This window comes from Pseudonocardia sp. D17 (genome assembly GCF_036984265.1).
GTDB lineage: Bacteria > Actinomycetota > Actinomycetes > Mycobacteriales > Pseudonocardiaceae > Pseudonocardia > Pseudonocardia benzenivorans.
Window position 1 is genome coordinate 43437 of the sequence record NZ_BPRG01000210.1, and the last position, 17710, is coordinate 61146.

The window sequence follows — 17710 nt, forward strand, 5'->3', positions numbered from 1 at the left end:
CGTGGTGCAGCGAGTGCTCGTCGCCAACCGGGGCGAGATCGCCATGCGGGTCGTGCGGGCGTGCTTCGACGAGGGCGTGACCAGCGTGCTGGCCGCCTCCGAGGCCGACCTCGACAGCCTGCCCGCCCGTGTGGCCGACGAGGTCGTGCAGATCGGACCGGCGAGTGCGACCGCGAGCTACCTCGACGTCGGCGCGGTGATCTCGGCGGCCCTGCTCACCGGCTGCGACGCCGTCCATCCCGGCTACGGATTCCTGTCCGAGCAACCCGAGCTCGTCGAGCAGTGCGCCCGGCACGGCATCACCTTCGTGGGCCCGAGCGCGGAGTCCATCCGCCGCGGCGGGGACAAGATCGCCGCCCGCGAGTTGGCCCGTGGCCTCGACATCCCGCTGGGAGCGGGCTCGGACGCGATCGACACCGTCGAGGAGGCCGCGGACCTCGCCGCCCGGGTCGGCTACCCCGTCCTGCTCAAGGCAGCGGCAGGTGGCGGCGGCCGCGGCATGCGTCGGGTCGACGCCCCCGCCCAGCTCGCCGACGCCGTCGTACGGGCCCGGGCCGAGGCGCAGAGCGCGTTCGGCGACGGGCGGCTCTACATCGAGCACTACGTCGAGCACGCCCGCCACGTCGAGGTGCAGGTGCTCGCCGACGCGCTCGGCACCACGGTGCACCTCGGCGACCGGGACTGCTCCTACCAACGGCGGTATCAGAAGCTGGTGGAGGAGGCCCCGGCGAGTGCGGTACCCGAGGAGCTGCGTCGCCGGATCGGGGAGGCGGCGGTCGCGCTGATCTCGGCGCTTGACTACGTCGGCGCCGGCACCGTCGAGTTCCTCGTCGACGTCGACCGAGACACCTTCTCCTTCCTGGAGGTCAACACTCGTGTCCAGGTCGAGCACCCGGTGACCGAGATGGTGACCGGTGTCGACATCGTCCGCGAGCAGCTGCGCATCGCTGCCGGGAAGCCACTGTCCTTCGCCCAGGGCGACGTCCGGGTCTCGGGGCACGCGATCGAGTTCCGGATCAACGCCGAGTCCCCGGATCGCGGCTTCGTCCCGTCGCCGGGCGAGCTGCGCGTGTGGCGGCCCCCCGTCGGGACGGACGTCCGCGTGGACAGCCACTGCTTCGCCGGCTACCGCGTCCCGCCGCACTACGACTCGTTGCTCGGCAAGCTCATCTGCCGGGGCGACACCCGCGACGAGGCCCTGGACCTCGCGGCGCGCGCGCTCGACGCGTTCGACGTCGCCGGGGTGGACACCACGCTGCCCCTGCATCGGGAGTTGGTTCGCCATCCCGACGTCCGGGGCCACCGCATCACCACCCGCTGGGTCGAGGAGTCGTTCCTCCCCCTCTGGACCGCCGACCGAGCTCGCACCGCGCGAGCGGAAAGGGCCGCCACCCCATGACGCACGTCGAGTTCGTCGACCAGACGCTGCGCGACGGGCAGCAGAGCCTGTGGGGCATGCGGATCCGTGCCGGTATGGCCGCCGCCGTCGCCGAGGACATCGACCGCACGGGGTTCCGGACCGTCGACGTGACCGGAAGCTCGATGTTCGAGTGCATGATGCGCTACTCGCGCGAGGACCCGTGGGAGGGTCTCGACCTCTGGCGCACATGGCTGCCGAACGCGCAGCTGCGCGCCGGAAGCCGCAGCAACTGCATCGCGAAGTTCGGGCTGACGCCGGACTCGCTGATGGACCTGTGGATCCGGACACTGACGCGCCACGGCATCCAGTCGTTCTGGATTTACGACTGTCTGTACAACATGGACCAGATGCGGCGGTTGTGCCAGACGGTCCACGACGCGGGCGCCGAGGTCGTCCCGGCGATCATGTTCGGGATCAGCCCGGTGCACACCGACGAGTGGTTCGCGGCCCGCGTCCGGGAGATGGTGTCATGGGGCATCGTCTCGGCGATCTACGTCGAGGACGCTCCGGGCATCCTCGCGCCGGAACGGGGCGCGACGCTGATTCCGGCGCTCGTCGACGCCGCCGGTGACGTACCCGTCGAGCTGCATTGCCACAACACCGTCGGGGTCGCCCCGCTGAACTATCTGACGGGGCTGCGCAGCGGCGTCCGCATCCTGCACACGGCCTCCCGACCCCTCGCGAACGGCCCGTCGTTGCCGTCGACCGAGGCCATGGTCGAGAACCTCCGCTGGCTCGGCCACGACCACGGCCTCGACACCGCCCGGCTGGACCCGGTGGCCCTGCACTTCGCCCGGGTGGCGGCGCAGGAGGGTTGGGCGACGGGCACCCCGAACGAGTTCTCCACGTTCGCCTACCACCATCAGCTCCCGGGCGGCATGACCGGCACCCTGAAGGCCCAGCTCGCCCAGTACGGGATGGAGGACCGGCTGACCGAGGTGCTCGAGGAGGTCGTCCGGGTCCGGGAGGAGCTGGGACACCCGATCTCCGCCACTCCGTTCTCGCAGCTCATGGGCATCCAGGCGGTACTGAACATCGTCACCGGCGACCGGTACTCGATGGTGCCGGACGAAGTGATCATCTACACGCTGGGGCACCTCGGTACCCCACCCGCACCGATCGACCCCGACGTGCGGGACCGGGTCCTGTCGTCCCCGCGGGCGAAGGAGTACCTGGCCTGGGAGCCCCCGCAGCCGTCGCTGAAGGAGCTGCGGATCCAGTTCGGCGACGCCCGCATGAGCGACGAGGAGCTGCTGTGCCGCTACCTCGTGCCGCGGGAGGACTTCGAGGCGACGCGGGCGGCGGGAAAGGTCTCGCCGACCTACGTCTTCCGCGACGCGGTCGCGTCCCGGCAGCTGATCGAGACGGCGCTGACCATGCGCCGGCCCACGTACGTCAGGGTCCGTCGCGGCGACCTCGACCTCACCCTGCGGCGCAGCCGCACCGACTGAGGGCGCGCCGGCCCGCGGCACCCGCACCCGTCTCCCACATGTCAACGATGCCTGAAGAGGAGGGCCATGAGCAGTGACGCGCACGCCCTGACCGAGAAATGGGCGAAGAAGGCCATGACGCCGACCGTGGAGGCGTTCCACTCCCGGATCCGGGCCCGGGTCGCCGAGCGGCTCGCCGCCTCGGGCAAGAGCTGGGAGGAGGCGGTGGCCGACCCCGACCTGGAGCTCACCGTCGACGACTTCACCGCGGTGGAGCAGGAGTTCCTCGACACCGGCTACCGGTTCGAGATGTCGGCGCAGATCTCGCTGGAGGAGGCACCGGAGAAGTACCGGGCCCCTTCCGGAATCCAGGACACCGGCACCGCGCAGACCGACGAGGACGGCAACCGCATCGTCGGCACGGGCGCCAACGTGTTCCGTGTCCCCGCGGACGTGGTCGGCACGGCCCGTCTGGTCAGCACGGTGGACGTCGTGCTGGACATGCTCACCAACGGGGTCCCCGACGACACCATCGCGATCATCGACGACTCCGGCGGGACGTTGACCGCGCCGATCCTGCAGAGCTTCACCGGCGTGGTGTGCATGGGCGGCACCGTCCGCTCGCACCTGGGGATCCTCACCCGCGAGTACGGCGTGCCGTGCCTGATGGACGCCCGGCTCGACGGGCTGCACGACGGCGACCGGATCAAGGTCGAGTACACCAAGCCGCCCGTCGACGTCTACGCGACCGAGAACGACCCGAGCGCGCGGGCCCGCATCGTCAAGCTGGAGGGAACCTCCGATGCCGAGTGACCACACCTATGCGGAACTGCTCGACCTCAACGCCTGGATCCGCAAGAACAGCGACGCCTTCCACTGGCAGTGCACGGCCCGGACGGTGCAGGAGTCGAAGCTCTTCCCGGTCAACCCGTACATCGCGATGTCCTACCTCAACGCGTGGTACCGGTACCCGTCACTGTTCCGCACGCTGGAGCAGACCATGACCGCCGAGGAACTCGGCGACCGTGCGCGCGAGGTGTCCTCCGCCTCCGGGATCATCCAGAACGGGATCATCCCGCAGTTCTACCTCGGCGGGCGGCAGATCCTCATCGACATGGGCATGCTCAGGCCCACGGACGCCCTCGACGACGTCGCCTACGTCCTGGACTTCACCAAGCGGCTCAACCTCTCCTACCACCGCCACCACGCCCACATCCTGCCCAGCGACGCCGGGCACCGCGCCCAGGTCCTGCCGGAGCGGGTGGTCCAGGTGTTCCACGCCGACGCGTTCGGGGTGAAGCCGGGCGACCGGCTGCACACCGCGGCCGGGCGGTTCCTCGCCCAGCTGTCGCAGTACGCCTTCCTGTCGCACTGCGAGTGCCGGTTGGGGATCAACAACAGCGGCCCGTACAAGATCGGCGAGTCCGGCGAGATGCTGGTGCGCGACGTCGTGGACCTGGCCGAGGGCGACTACCCGTGGCTGGACGGGGTGGCCGCCGAGGTCGCGTTCAACAACTACACGATGCCGGTGATCCTCAAGGACACCCACTTCTCCATCGTCGACGACTGGGCGAGCTTCGAGGCGACGCCGTCCTACAGCCACGACAACGTCACCGCGATCGGGCTCTACACCTCCGACTACCTCTCCGACGGCTACGTGCCGGTGGCGATGGACAACCCCGCCACCCTCGCGGACTTCCTCGAGCACGAGCGAGAGGTCCTGGCCAAGGCGACGTCGGACCTGTGGAACGTCATGGCGGGATGGACACGCGAGCAGCTGGTCGACTCGGGGCTGCTGGTCTACTACGCCGTTCCGAAGGACCTGTTCCACATCGCCGGGATCTACGACCAGTCCGACTGGATGCTGGTCGAGGACCGGGCGCAGCGGTTCAAGCCGCTGATGAACGACGAGTACGGCCGTGACCTGATCGCCGAGCTCGTCGGCTACATCTCGCTGACCTCCCAGCAGGGCAACGACTACACGATGAGCAAGCACTCCGGTGCCCCCGGGGACATGTGGTCGACGATTCCGTACTCGGTGCTCGCCGACGACGAGTTCACCCGCGGTGTCGGCCCGATCCGAAGCGGCAGCACCTCGCTGCCGGCGAAGAGCTCCACCTGGACGACCACGGAGGGCCGGCTCACGCTCGACGACGCCAACCGGCGCGCCGCGGCGCTCAGGCCGCTCCCGGCGCAGGAGCCCTACCGGTTCCTCGACGACCGCTGGATCAAGGACCACCCCGGCGACGAACGCGCCGAGGAGCTCTACCGGCACACCCAGCGGCGTTCCCGGCTGCTCGCCGGCAAGGGCGCCGGGCTCAGCGGCGCCGACATCGAAGTCCTGCGGGCCTGACCGGCCATCAGGACGCCAGGACGCAGGACCGCCCGCGGCGGCGGCAACGCCGCCGCGGGCCTCACACGTGATCGAGGAGTTCTGCAGTGGAGATCGGTGATCTGATCAGGCGTGCGGCGGCCCGGTTCGGGGACGCGCCCGCAATCACCTGCGGGGACCGGTCGATGAGCTTCACGGAGTTCGACGAGGCCACCGACCGGCTGGGCAACGCGCTGATGGCCCGGGGCCTGCGAGAAGGCGACCGGGTCGCGGTGCTCCTGCCCAACGGCATCGACGGGCTCGTCGCCTACTACGCGCTGGCCAAGTCGGGACTGGTACGAGTGTCGATGAACGTGCGCGACACCGTGGAGGACCACGAGTACCGCATCGCCGACTCCGGCAGCCGCGCGCTGATCAGCGACCGGTCGACCTCCGCCGCGGCCGAGCTGAACATCGGTCTCGACGACCTCGCGGCGATGATCGCGGACGGTCCCGACGGCCCATGCGACGTGCCCCGCGCCGCGGAGTCGCCCTACCGGCTCGGCTACACCGGCGGCACCACCGGCCGCCCCAAGGCCGTCACGCTGTCCATGCGCTCCGAGCACGCCGAGGTCACGAACTACCTGCTCGACCTCGTACCTGACATCGGCCCCGGCGACGTGATGCTGCACGCGGCGCCGGTCACCCACGCCAGCGGCTCCTTCTTCCTGCCGCACCTGATCCGCGGAGCGCACAACGTCGTCCTCCCCTCGTTCACGCCGGGGGAGTACCTCGAGGAGTTGCAGCGCAGCCGGCCGACGGCGACCTTCCTGGTCCCGACGATGCTCGCGATGGTGCTCGACCACCCAGGGGTCACCGAGGTGCGGACCCCACGACTTCGCCACCTCTGCTACGGCGCCTCACCGATCGCCCCGACGACGGTCGAGCGTGCCGAGCAGGTGTTCGGAAAGGTGCTCGCGCAGACCTACGGCCAGTCAGAGGCCCCGATGACGATCACCTTGCTGCGGCCCGACGAGCACGACCGCGTCGGCTCGGCGGGGCGGCCGTACAGCATGGTCGAGGTGCGCGTCGTCGACGAGGACGACCGTGAGGTCCCGGTCGGCACCAGCGGGGAGGTCGTCGTCCGCGGCCAGATCCTGATGAGCGGGTACTGGAACCGTCCGGAGGAGACGGCGCACACGCTGCGCCACGGCTGGCTGCACACCGGCGACGTCGGGACGTTCGACGACGACGGCTTCCTCTACCTGCTCGACCGCAAGAACGACGTGATCATCAGCGGCGGGTTCAACGTCTACCCCCGTGAGGTCGAGGACTGCCTGTTGGGCCACCCCGCGGTCCGCGAGGCCGCCGTGATCGGCCTCCCCGACGAGAGGTGGGGCGAGGTGGTGCACGCCGTGGTCGCCACCCGCGAGCCGATCACCGCCGACACCCTGCTCGGCTGGGCCCGGGAGCGCCTCGCCGGCTACAAGCGACCCCGTTCGGTGATCTTCAGCGACGACCTGCCGAAGAGCTCGGCAGGCAAGATCCTGCGTCGGGCGGTCCGTGACCAACTCTCGCCCGCCGGATCCGACGGGAAGGACTGATCTCATGCAGACGACCGAGCTGGTCCTGCACGGCCTCGTGGTGAAGAAGGCGGGCACCGCCGAGCAGATCGCCGCCGTGCTGGGACTCGACGAACCAGAGGTCCGAGCCGCGCTCGACGACGCGCTCGCCACCGGTGACGTGGCCGGTGCCCGTGGGACCTTCATGCCGACCCCGGCGGGGCGGGCGCGTCTCGACGCCGCCTACCCGCAGGCCTACGCGCAGGTCCGCGAGGACACCACCGTCACCTCCGCTGCCGATCGCTTCGAGGTGATCAACCGCAAGCTGCTCGCGCTGCTCACGCGCTGGCAGTCGGTGCCCCAGGCAGGGTCGACCGTGCCCAACGACCACAGCGACCCCGCCTACGACAACGCCGTCCTCGACGAGCTCGGGGACCTGCACGAGCGCACCGAGCCGATCCTGGCCGTGCTTGCGGGCGCGGTACCTCGGCTCAAGGTCTATGCCGACCGCCTCGCCGCTGCCTACGACCGGGCACTCGGCGGCGAGCACGACTACGTCAGCGGCGTGCGCGTCGACAGCTACCACACGGTGTGGCACGAGCTGCACGAGGACCTGCTGCGGATCCTCGGCCGCACCCGGCAGGAATGAGATCGGGCAGGAGTGAGATGAGTTCGTGGTGTGTGCTGCTGGACGGCAGCGAGGTACCCGGCCGCGACGAGATCGGCGGAAAGGCCTGGAGCCTCGCGCAGATGCGCCGGCTGGGCCTGCCCGGTCCACCGGCGTTCGTCCTGCCCACCCGGGTGTGCCGGGAGTACCACGCGGCCGGTGGTGAGCTGTCCGAGCCGGTCGAGGAGGCGCTGCGCACCGGGATAGCCCACCTCGAGGCCGAGACCGGGCGTCGGTTCGGGGGCGCCGAGCGGCCGCTGCTCGTCTCCGTGCGCTCCGGTGCCCCGATCAGCATGCCAGGGATGATGGACACCGTCCTCAACCTGGGCTTCGACGAGCGCGTCGAGCAGGCGCTCGCCGCAGAGGCGGGCAGCGCCGAGTACGCCGCCGACACCCACCGCCGGTTCGTCGCCGGGTTCGCCGCCGTCGTGCTGAAGGCCGACCTCGACGACGAGTCGCTGCCCGCGCAGGAGCTCCGCCGGCAGGTGGCGGCCCAGCTCGGCCGATCAGTACCCGAGGACCCGTGGGAGCAGCTGCGCGAGGCGGTGTGCGCGGTCCTGGGCTCGTGGCACTCACGGCGCGCCACGGCCTACCGACGTCACAGCGGGATCCCCGACGACCTCGGCACCGCCGTGACCGTGCAGGCCATGGTGTTCGGGAACATGGGCCACGGCTCCGGCACCGGCGTGCTGTTCAGCCGCAACCCGCTGACCGGGGATCCGCAGCCGTACGGCGAGTACCTGCCGGGCGGCCAGGGCGAGGACGTGGTGTCCGGGGCGCACGACCCGCTCCCCCTCGCCCAGCTCGCCGAGCGGCACCCAGCGGTGCACGACGAGCTTCTCGCGGCCGCCCGCCTGCTCGAGACCGCCCACGCAGACGTGCAGGACATCGAGTTCACCGTCGAACGCGGACGGCTCTACCTGCTGCAGACCCGCGACGCCAAGCGCAGCCCGCAGGCCGCGGTGCGGCTGGCCGTCGACCTGGCCGACGAGGGGTTGATCACCCCGGCCGACGCGGTCGCCCGGGTCAGCGCGGAACAGGTGCGCCGACTGCTGGAGCCCCGCCTCGACCCGACCGACCGGGCGGGCGCCGCCGTCCTCGCCACGGGGGAGCCCGCGTCCCCCGGCGTCGGGGTCGGGACCGCGCTCGCCGACGCCGACGAGGTGGTCCGCCGGGCCGCCGACGGCGAACCGGTGGTGTTCGTCGCGCGCACCACCAGCCCCGAGGACGTGCACGCGATGATCGCTGCGACGGCGGTGTGCACGGAGACCGGCGGCTCGACGAGCCACGCCGCGGTGGTCTGCCGGGGTCTGGGCCGCCCCGCCGTGGTCGGCTGCGGCGCCGGGACGGTCGAACGGCTCACCGGCCGCGACGTCACGATCGACGGCGGGACCGGCACGGTCTTCGACGGGCTCCTGCCGCTGCGCCGGATCGACGCCGACGGTGACGACCGCCTTCGCAGGCTCCAGTCGTGGGTTGCCGAACAGGCCGGGATCGAGGTCGTCACCGACACGAGCGCCGAGGTCCTCGACCTCGACGAGCTCGGGGTCGTCGAGGCGGGAGAGGTGGCGGCCGCGGTCGCCGACGCCGGGACGGGCGCGGTGGCGGTGCGCGGCAGCGTGGTCGAGACCGCGGACGGGGTCGGCGCGGCGATCCGCGCCGGCGTGCGGCGGATCGTCGCCGCAGAGCCGCTGCCCGTCCTGCTCGCCGCTGCCGCGCACCGGCGCGCCGAGCAGGGCTCGCAGACCGCTGCGCGACTGCGGAGGAGCGCATGAGTGGGCGCCGACCGGTCGTGGTCGAGGTCGTCCGCAGCCCGTTCGGGAAGGGACGCAGCGGCGGGGCGCTCGCCGGCGAGCATCCTGTCGACCTGCTGGCCCATGTCCTGCAGGCACTGCTGCAGCGGACCGGCGTGGACCCCGCCAGGATCGACGACGTCATCGCCGGCTGCACACTCCCCGTCGCCGAGCAGTCGGGCAACATCGCCCGCCACGCGCTGCTCGCGGCCGGCCTGCCCGTCGAGGTGCCCGGGGTGTCGATCGACCGCAAGTGCGGGTCGTTCCAGCAGGCCCTCCACTTCGCCGCGCAGGGCGTGGCCGCAGGCGCCTACGACATCGCGGTCGCCTGCGGCGTCGAGATGATGAGCACCGTCCCGATGCGCACCAACCGGATGGGACGCGACGACCAGGGGCCCCGGTTCCGGGCCCGTTTCGGTGACACACTCGTCGGCCAAGGCATCTCCGCCGAGTTGATCGCGGCGCGCTGGAAGATCGAGCGCGACGAGCTCGACGCGTTTGCACTGCGGTCACACCGGCTCGCCACCCGGGCCGCCCAGGAGGGCCGGACGGCGGCCCGCATCGTCTCCGTGCAGCGTTCGGACGGGCGTGAGGTGAGCCGCGACGAGGGGATTCGGCCGACCACCACAGCCGAGGCCCTCGCGTCGCTACGCCCGTCGTTCCGCGACGACACCATGGCCGCGCGGTTTCCCGAGATCGGCTGGCGCATCACGGCGGGCAACGCCTCCCCACTCACCGATGGCGCCGCCGCGACGCTGGTGATGGCCGAGGAGACGGCTGCCGGGCTGGGGCTCACCCCGCTGGCGGTCGTCACCGGCTACGCCGTGGTCGGGGACGATCCGCTGATCATGCTCACGGGGGTCGTTCCGGCGACACGCAAGCTCCTCGACCGCCACCACCTCGATACCGGCGACATCGACCTCTACGAGGTCAACGAGGCCTTCGCGAGCGTCGTGTTGGCCTGGGCCCAGGAGCTGGGTGTCGAGCTCGACCGGGTCAACGTCGACGGCGGTGCGATCGCCTACGGCCATCCCGTCGGCGCGTCCGGCGGCCGGTTGCTGGCCGCCGTCGTCGACAACCTTGCGCGTCCCGGGGTGCGCCGGGCGGTGATGACCATGTGCGAGAGCGGTGGCATGGCCAACGCGACCCTCCTGGAGGCACCGTGACGAACGCCGACCCGTTCCGAACCGATCTGCCGACGTTCACGAACTTCCGCGACGTCGGCGGGCTGCGGACCGTCGACGGCCGGACGCTGCGCTCAGGGGTGTTGTTCCGCTCGGACAGCGTGCAGGACATCACCGAGGCCGAGGCCGAGGTGCTGGTCGACAAGCTGGGTCTGCGCTATCTGATCGACCTGCGCACCGGCCCGGAGGCCGTCCAGCAGGGCCGCGGACCGCTCGCGAACCTGCCGGTGGGCTACCTCAACATCCCCCTCGTCGACGTCGACGGGCCCAAGGGCCCACCCGGGCGGGTGCTGCTCGACTCGTACATCGACCACCTCGAGCACGACCAGAACCTGCCGGTCGCCGTCGAGGCCGTCGCCCACACGGTGCGTCACCCGACACTGGTGCACTGCGCCGCAGGCAAGGACCGCACTGGGATGACGATCCTGCTCGTCGAGCTCTTGTGCGGCGTCACCGTCGAGGACACCACCGCCGACTTCCTCGTCACGCGTAGGAACATGGAGGCGATCAGGACCCGCCTGCGCGGATGGCCACGCTACGCCGCCAACATGGCCCGGCTGAGTGCCGAGATCTACGACTGCGAGGAGCACACGATCGTCGGGCTCCTCGACGAACTGCAACGGCGCTACGGAACCGCCGCCGGCTGGGCCCGTGCAAAGGAGATCCCGGAGGAGTCGATCGCGCTGCTCCGCCGGCGCCTCGTCGAGCAGCAACCGCGATGAGCCACGCCGACCCGGTTCCATGAGGAACCTCCGTCGGGTCGCCCTCGCGCTCGTCGACGTCGCGGCGGACCACAGGCCGGGCGGACGTCCCGTGGTGTAGCCAGCCACACCAGGGCGTGCGGTTCGGCACACCCGCGGTTGGCCTGGAGACCACCTCGGTCGGAGCCCCGCCGGACGGCATCGTTCCCGGTGTCAGGACGACAGACCCCGAGCGCCGCGCGAGGCGTCACTCGGCCGAGGAAGGACCCCGATCATGGCTTCTCGCACCCTCTCCCGTGTCGCGGCGGTCGGCGCCGCCGTGCTCGCGGCGGCGCTGCTCGGCGCCGGTCCTGCGCTGGCCGAGACCCCGGCGCCACCCCCACCCGCGGCCGGCTCACCCCAGCAGGCCACCCCCACCGAGAAGGCCGCCTCCCAGGTCCGTCCGGCCATCACGTACCTGAGCAGCACGTTCACCGGCTACGTCGCCGACGAGACCGGCACCTTCTTCAACAACGGCCAGCCTTTCCAGCTCACCGCGACCTGCACCGGCTTCGGCGTCAACCCGAACGGCTACGTCGCGACGGCGGGGCACTGCGTCGACACCACCAGCCCGAACGGCGTGAAGTCCGACTTCGTCATGGCCGCCTCCCAGCAGGTCGTCGCGGCGATCCCGAGCCTGGACCTCGCGACCGTCTACGAGTTCGGCATGGCCAACTGGACCGTCGAGGGCACCGCCAAGGGGTCGCCGATCGACGCCCAGGTCGCCGTGATCTCCGGGGCCACCAGCGGTGCCGGCGCCGCGGTCAACGCCCTGCCTGCCCGCGTCGTCGACTTCCGGCCGATCGACCAGGGCGACGTCGCCCTGCTGAAGATCGAGACCACCGACCTGCCGACGGTCGAGCTCGCCACCGACGCCGACGTCCAGATCGGCACCCCGGTCCTCTCGATCGGCTACCCGGCCAGCGCCGACGCCGTCACCGACCCCAGCCTGGAGCCGTCGAACAAGGACGGTCAGGTCAGCTCGAAGAAGACCCTCGGCACGGTCCCGGTCTACGAGACCAGCGCCGCCCTCTCGCCGGGGATGAGCGGCGGCCCGACGATCGCGCTCGACGGCCGGGTCGTCGGCGTGAACAGCTTCAAGCCGGCCGCCGAGTCGCAGGCGTTCAACTTCATCGCGCCGTCGCAGGGGCTGTCGGAGCTGTTGTCGCGCAACGGTGTCCGTAACGAGCTGGGGGCCGACGACAAGGCCTTCCGGACCGCCCTCGACGCCTACTACGCGGGCCACTACACCGACGCCATCGCCGGTTTCGACAAGCTCCTGCAGGTCCACCCGCAGTACGCGCAGGCCACCCAGTTCAAGACGCTGGCGGCCAAGGCCCGGGACCGCTTCGGTGACACGCCCGTCGCGCCGCCCGCGCCCGAGGGCATGTCCCCGGTCCTGATGTGGTCGCTCATCGGCGGCGGGGCCGTCGTCGTGATCGGCGGCGTGCTCGCGGTGGTCCTGGTGTCGCGCAAGCGCCGCAACGGTGGTTCGGCGACCCCGGTCGGCGCGGGTGGGCCGGTCCCGCCCGCCGGCTACGGCGCGCAGCAGTTCGCCCAGCCGTTCGCCCAGCAGTCCCCCGCCCAGCAGTCCCCCGCCCAGCAGTCCCCCGCGCAGCAGTACGGCCGGCAGCAGCCCGCGCAGCACTACGGCCAGCAGTTCGCCCAGCAGTACGGGCAGCAGCCCGCCCAGCCCTTCCAGCAGTTCGGTGAGCCGCAGTTCGGGCAGCCGCAGTTCGGGCAGCAGCAGGTCGGGCCGAACGGCGCGGACTCCGGCCGGATCGGTACCGGCGGCAACGGGTTCCCGCAGCACGGCCCGGCGGCCCGTCCCGACGGCCCGCCGCCCGCGGCGCCCGTCGCGACCCCGGTCAGCCCGGCCGCGGGCATCCCGGTGGTCCCGCAGGCGCAGGGTTGGCAGCAGGACGGCACGGTCTACCGCCCGGCGTCCGCGGTCGCGTCCGCCCCGGCGCCCGTCGTCCCGGCGCCCGTCGACGCGTCCTCGGCGGCCACCGCGGTGGTCGACGTCCCGGCCCCGGTCTCCTGTGTCACCTGCGGCACGACGCTGGCGCCCGACGCCGCGGCCTGCACCACCTGCGGCAGGCCCCGCGGCTGACCCGCAGGCCCCGCTCGACCCGACCCCGAGGGTCGGCCGGACTTCCGGCCGGCCCTCGGGGTCTCCGTCGCCGTGACGTCCGAGCGGGGCGGGTGGCCGTCAGAGCGCGGCGGCCAGCCGGGTGCCCTGGTCGATGGCGCGCTTCGCGTCGAGCTCGGCGGCGACGTCCGCGCCGCCGATCACGTGGACCGCGAGGCCCGTGTCGCGCAGCTGGTCGAGCAGCTCGCGCACCGGTTCCTGGCCCGCGCACACCACGACGGAGTCGACCTCGAGGACCCGTGGGGCCCCGTCGGCGTCGGTGATGTGGACGCCGTCGTCGTCGATTCGCCGGTAGGTCACCCCGGACAGCTGCTCGACGCCCTTGGCCGCGAGGGCCGCCCGGTGCACCCAGCCCGTCGTCAGGCCGAGGCGGGTGCCGATCCGTCCCGGCGAGCGCTGCAGCAGGTAGACCCGCCGCGGCGAGGGCTCCGGTGCCGGCGGGCGCAGCGACCCGCGGACCTCGCCCGGCTCGGCGACGCCCCACTCGCGTCGCCAGGTCTCGACGTCCAGGCTCGGGGAACCGACGTGGGTGAGGAACTCGCTGACGTCGACGCCGATGCCGCCCGCGCCGATCACCGCGACCCGCTTGCCGACGGGGGAGCCCAGCACCGCCTCGGCGTAGCTGACGACCATCGGGTGGTCGATGCCGGGGATGTCGGGGATCCGGGGTTCGACGCCGGTGGCCAGCACGACCTCGTGGAACCCGCCCTGCACGATCCGCCGCACGTCGGCGCGGGTGCCGAGGTGGACCGTCACGCCCAGCTGCGCGAGCCGCCGGCGGTAGTAGCGGATCGTCTCGGAGAACTCCTCCTTGCCCGGGATGCGGCTCGCGATCGCGAACTGGCCGCCGATCGCGTCCGCCGACTCGAAGAGCTCGACGTGGTGGCCCCGCTCGGCCGCGGTGACCGCCGCGGACAGGCCGGCCGGGCCCGCGCCGACGACGGCGACGCGCTTGGCGGTCGGGGCGGGCAGCACGACCAGCTCGGTCTCGTGCCCGGCGCGCGGGTTGACCAGGCAGCCCATGGGCTTGTCGGCGAAGATGTGGTCGAGGCAGGCCTGGTTGCAGCCGATGCAGGTGTTGATGTCGTCGGGGGTGCCCGCCCTCGCCTTGCGGATCCACTCGGGATCGGCCAGGAACGGCCGGGCCATCGAGACGAGGTCGGCGTGCCCGGCGGCCAGCACCCGCTCGGCGACGGCGGGCATGTTGATGCGGTTCGAGGTGATCACCGGGATGCCGACGTGCGGGCGCAGCGACGCGGTGACGTTCGTGAACGCCGCCCGCGGTACCGACGTCGCGATCGTCGGGATCTGGGCCTCGTGCCAGCCGATCCCGGTGTTGAGCAGCGTGGCGCCCGCGTCCTCGATGCCGCGGGCGAGGGTGACGATCTCGTCCCACGTCTGGCCGTCGGGCACGAGGTCGGCCATCGAGAGCCGGAAGATGATGACGAAGTCGTCGCCCACCGCGGCGCGCGAGGCCCGCATCACCTCCAGCGCGAACCGGCGGCGGTTCTCCGGGCTGCCGCCCCAGTCGTCGGAGCGGGTGTTGGTGGCGGGCGCGAGGAACGTGTTGATCAGGTAGCCCTCGGAGCCCATGATCTCGATGCCGTCGTAGCCGCCCTCGCGGGCCAGCGCGGCGCAGCGGGCGTAGGAGTCGATCAGCTCCCGGATGCCCTCCTCGTCGAGCGGGCGGGGCACGAAGCGGTTGATCCGGGCGCGGATCGCCGAGGGCGCGACGAGGTCGGGCTGCTTGGAGTAGCGGCCGGCGTGCAGCACCTGCAGGGCGATCCGGCCGCCGGCCTCGTGGACGGCGTCGGTGACGATGCGGTGCGCGGGCAGTTGCGAGGCGTCGTCGAGGAGCGACCCGCCCTCGGTCAGCACCCCGTTGGCGTGGGGCGCGTAGCCGCCGGTGACCATCAGGGCCACCCCCGCGCGGGCGCGTTCGGCGAAGTACGCGGCGAGCCGGGGCGCGGCGGCCGGGTCGTCCTCCAGGCCGGTGTGCATCGACCCCATCACGACGCGGTTCGGCAGCGTCGTGAACCCCAGGTCGAGGGGCGTGAACAGATGCGGGTAGGCCTCGTCGTCCGGCACGGGCACCTCTCCTCGGTGGGCGGCACGTCGCGGCCAGAGTTTCATAGTGAAACCATGAGAGTCAAAGGTCGGGCCCGCCGCGGTACCGGCACCGCTCAGGACAGGGGCGTGCGCTCGTCGGCTCCGGGACCGGCGACCAGACGTCCGCGCCGCGGCGGCTCGCCACAGTGCTGGCACACCACCTTGTGTCCGGCGTCGTGGCCGCACTCGTGGATGAAGATCGTCGGTGGGCCGTTGGGGGCCTCGTACTTGTCGCCCCAGGCCATCAGCGCGGTGATCACCGGCGTGAGGTCGTAGCCCTTGCGCGTGAGGGAGTACTCGTTCCAGTCGCGGGCGTCGTCCAGCGGGCGCTTCTCGACGATGCCGAGCGCGACGAGCTTGTCCAGCCGCGCCGCCAGGATGTTCTTGGCGACGCCGAGGAGCTTCTGCAGCTCGGCGAACCGGTACGGCCTGCGCAACAGCTGGCGGACGATCAGCAGGCTCCAGCGTTCGCCCACCGACTCCAGCGCCCGTGCCACCGAGCAGTTCTGGTTCTCGTAGTCGTTCTTCAGCATCGGCGTTCCGCGGGGGTCCCGTCGTTCGCGAGCGGTGGAGTCGCGCCCGCCATCCTAGCTACGAGTTGCGTGACGCAACCAGCTGGTGGCGGAGCGATTCGGCTGGTGGTCGCCCGTCGCCGGGTTAGCGTGACGCATGATCGTGGGTGGCGGGCGCACGTTTCCCCTCGACCGGGCGCGGGTCCGGGCGCACGTCGTCGACGCGAACGACGGCATCATCGCGACGGCCGGCGTCGTCGAGGGACTCGTCGGTGCGGGGTTCGGCGCAGGCACCGTCCTGGTCGCCTCGCTGGCGGCGATGGTCGGCGGGGGCCTCGCGCTCGGCGGGATGAAGTTCTCCGAGGCCGCCGACGAGCGCGACGCCCGGCTCGCGACCCTCGAGGCCGAGCGGCGGCAGCTGGACCTGCTGCCCGACGAGGAGCTCACCGAGCTCGCGGGGCTCTACGAGGCCAAGGGCCTCTCGCCCGAGCTGGCCCGCGCCGTCGCACGCGAGCTGAGCGACCACGACGCGCTGGCCGCGCACGCCGACGCCGAGCACGGGATCGCCCTCGGCGGCGGCGACGCCACGCCCTGGTCGACGGCGGTGCTCGCCGGGGTGGCGTTCATGATCGGGTCCGCGGTGCCGCTGCTGGTCATCCTGTTGACGCCCGCGGCGCTGCGCGGTGCGGTCACCTTCGTCGCGGTCGTGCTCGCACTGTGCCTGACCTCGGCCGTCGTCGCCTCGCTCGGCGGGACCAGCGTACGGCGCACGATCCTGCGGACGGTGGCGATCGGGGTCGCGACGATGTCGCTCACCCTGCTGGGCGGCACGCTGTTCGGGCTGTGAACCAACGGACCGACGTGGGGGCGTCTGACGGGCGGGACCGGGGAGACGAGGCGAACGCCGGCCCGGCTCCGCCGTGCCACGAACCGCGCGGATCACCGATCCCGTCGGCGGCGACCCGTCAGGCACCCCCTAGGAGTTCTGCAGGTAGACCAGGACGGCGCTGACCCGGCGGTTGAGGTCGCGCTCCTCGGAGAGGCCGAGCTTGGAGAAGATCGAGTTGGTGTGCTTCTCCACGGCCCGCTCCGAGAGCACCAGCGCGGCGGCGATGGAGGCGTTGGACTTGCCCTGCGCCATCTCCCCGAGCACCTCGAGCTCGCGGGGGGTCAGCGCGTCGAGCTCGGAGGGCTTGGCGCGCTGCGCGGCGACGAGGCCCTCGATGACGGTCGGGTCGATGACGGACCCGCCCTCGGCGACCCGGTGGATCGCCTCGTTGAGCTCGGCCCCGTCGGCGACCCGCTCCTTGAGCAGGTACCCGCGCCGGGCGGTGCCCTCGGCGAGCAGCTTGAGCGCGTAGCTCGCCTCGGCGTACTGGCTCAGCAGCAGCACCGCGGTGTCGGGACTGGTCTTGCGCAGCTCGGCGGCGAACGCGATGCCCTCGTCGGTGTTCGTCGGGGGCATCCGGATGTCGGTGACGATCACCTGCGGGCGGTGCTCGTCGACGATCGCACGCAGGGCGGGCAGGTCGGCGGCGGACCCCACGAGCGTCAGGTCGTCGTCGACGTCGATGAGCCTGACCAGTCCGTGGCGCAGCAGCGCGTTGTCCTCGGCAAGAGCAACACTGATCGTCACGCCCGCAACTCTAGGGGCGCACCCACCCCCGCACAGGTGTGGTGGCCACACCCTGTGCGGGCGTGCGCACCGACACGCGGGGACCACCCGCGTGGACGATCACCGCGCGGCGCGCCCCGATTACGGTCACGTCAGTGTCAGGGTGGGATTGCCGCTGTTGCGGTGGTTGGGATCCTGGCCGGTGGTGATCTGGC

14 protein-coding genes are annotated in these 17710 nt (G+C 72.0%); 11 read left to right on the plus strand and 3 right to left on the minus strand.

What is annotated here, in order from left to right:
- Window position 1 precedes the first annotated feature (1 nt).
- The 10 genes from PSD17_RS27975 (at window position 2) to PSD17_RS28020 (ending at window position 13220) form a co-directional block, all read left to right on the plus strand.
- Window positions 2-1399, plus strand: coding sequence for an acetyl-CoA carboxylase biotin carboxylase subunit (locus PSD17_RS27975; RefSeq protein ID WP_013673717.1), 1398 nt, complete (start codon window positions 2-4; stop codon window positions 1397-1399).
- Complete coding sequence (locus tag PSD17_RS27980; RefSeq protein WP_013673718.1) at window positions 1396-2871, plus strand: carboxyl transferase; 1476 nt, start codon at window positions 1396-1398, stop codon at window positions 2869-2871. Before PSD17_RS27975 ends, PSD17_RS27980 begins: the two co-directional genes overlap by 4 nt.
- 66 nt (window positions 2872-2937) lie before the next feature.
- Window positions 2938-3663 (plus strand): PEP-utilizing enzyme, encoded by a 726-nt coding sequence (locus tag PSD17_RS27985; RefSeq protein ID WP_013673719.1) that lies wholly within the window; start codon window positions 2938-2940, stop codon window positions 3661-3663.
- Window positions 3653-5203: a hypothetical protein gene (locus tag PSD17_RS27990; RefSeq protein ID WP_013673720.1), complete on the plus strand. Its 1551-nt coding sequence runs from the start codon at window positions 3653-3655 to the stop codon at window positions 5201-5203. Before PSD17_RS27985 ends, PSD17_RS27990 begins: the two co-directional genes overlap by 11 nt.
- A gap of 86 nt (window positions 5204-5289) precedes the next feature.
- Window positions 5290-6765: a class I adenylate-forming enzyme family protein gene (locus PSD17_RS27995; protein ID WP_339125276.1), complete on the plus strand. Its 1476-nt coding sequence runs from the start codon at window positions 5290-5292 to the stop codon at window positions 6763-6765.
- Window positions 6766-6769: 4 nt separating this feature from the next.
- On the plus strand, window positions 6770-7372 hold the full coding sequence (locus tag PSD17_RS28000; protein ID WP_013673722.1) for a hypothetical protein: 603 nt from the start codon (window positions 6770-6772) through the stop codon (window positions 7370-7372).
- Between the two features lie 17 nt (window positions 7373-7389).
- Window positions 7390-9165: a pyruvate, phosphate dikinase gene (locus PSD17_RS28005; protein WP_013673723.1), complete on the plus strand. Its 1776-nt coding sequence runs from the start codon at window positions 7390-7392 to the stop codon at window positions 9163-9165.
- The gene (locus PSD17_RS28010; RefSeq protein WP_013673724.1) at window positions 9162-10349 is read left to right on the plus strand and encodes a thiolase family protein; all 1188 of its coding nucleotides are present in this window, start codon (window positions 9162-9164) and stop codon (window positions 10347-10349) included. Before PSD17_RS28005 ends, PSD17_RS28010 begins: the two co-directional genes overlap by 4 nt.
- Complete coding sequence (locus PSD17_RS28015; RefSeq protein ID WP_013673725.1) at window positions 10346-11089, plus strand: tyrosine-protein phosphatase; 744 nt, start codon at window positions 10346-10348, stop codon at window positions 11087-11089. The genes PSD17_RS28010 and PSD17_RS28015 overlap by 4 nt, the downstream gene beginning before the upstream one ends.
- Window positions 11090-11342: 253 nt before the next feature.
- Entirely contained in the window at window positions 11343-13220 is a 1878-nt protein-coding gene (locus PSD17_RS28020; RefSeq protein ID WP_339125279.1) for a serine protease, read from the plus strand.
- A 99-nt stretch (window positions 13221-13319) separates the two neighbouring features.
- Here PSD17_RS28020 and PSD17_RS28025 read toward each other — a convergent pair whose 3' ends face one another.
- Window positions 13320-15347: an NADPH-dependent 2,4-dienoyl-CoA reductase gene (locus tag PSD17_RS28025; RefSeq protein WP_339125281.1), complete on the minus strand. Its 2028-nt coding sequence runs from the start codon at window positions 15345-15347 to the stop codon at window positions 13320-13322.
- A gap of 95 nt (window positions 15348-15442) precedes the next feature.
- Complete coding sequence (locus tag PSD17_RS28030; RefSeq protein ID WP_013673728.1) at window positions 15443-15901, minus strand: winged helix-turn-helix transcriptional regulator; 459 nt, start codon at window positions 15899-15901, stop codon at window positions 15443-15445.
- Window positions 15902-16037: 136 nt separating this feature from the next.
- Between PSD17_RS28030 and PSD17_RS28035 the strand changes: the two genes are divergently transcribed.
- Window positions 16038-16727, plus strand: coding sequence for a VIT1/CCC1 transporter family protein (locus PSD17_RS28035; RefSeq protein ID WP_339125282.1), 690 nt, complete (start codon window positions 16038-16040; stop codon window positions 16725-16727).
- Between the two features lie 129 nt (window positions 16728-16856).
- On the opposite strand, the gene PSD17_RS28040 is transcribed toward PSD17_RS28035, so the two are convergent.
- Entirely contained in the window at window positions 16857-17516 is a 660-nt protein-coding gene (locus PSD17_RS28040; protein WP_013673730.1) for a response regulator transcription factor, read from the minus strand.
- Window positions 17517-17710 lie beyond the last annotated feature (194 nt).

Coding starts and splice junctions, on each gene's coding strand:
- PSD17_RS28020 (WP_339125279.1), top strand. CDS start 11,343: ATGGCTTCTCGCACCCTCTCCCGTGTCGCGGCGGTCGGCGCCGCCGTG.
- PSD17_RS27990 (WP_013673720.1), top strand. CDS start 3,653: ATGCCGAGTGACCACACCTATGCGGAACTGCTCGACCTCAACGCCTGG.
- PSD17_RS28035 (WP_339125282.1), top strand. CDS start 16,038: ATGATCGTGGGTGGCGGGCGCACGTTTCCCCTCGACCGGGCGCGGGTC.
- PSD17_RS28000 (WP_013673722.1), top strand. CDS start 6,770: ATGCAGACGACCGAGCTGGTCCTGCACGGCCTCGTGGTGAAGAAGGCG.
- PSD17_RS28030 (WP_013673728.1), bottom strand. CDS start 15,901: ATGCTGAAGAACGACTACGAGAACCAGAACTGCTCGGTGGCACGGGCG.
- PSD17_RS27980 (WP_013673718.1), top strand. CDS start 1,396: ATGACGCACGTCGAGTTCGTCGACCAGACGCTGCGCGACGGGCAGCAG.
- PSD17_RS27985 (WP_013673719.1), top strand. CDS start 2,938: ATGAGCAGTGACGCGCACGCCCTGACCGAGAAATGGGCGAAGAAGGCC.
- PSD17_RS28005 (WP_013673723.1), top strand. CDS start 7,390: ATGAGTTCGTGGTGTGTGCTGCTGGACGGCAGCGAGGTACCCGGCCGC.
- PSD17_RS28010 (WP_013673724.1), top strand. CDS start 9,162: ATGAGTGGGCGCCGACCGGTCGTGGTCGAGGTCGTCCGCAGCCCGTTC.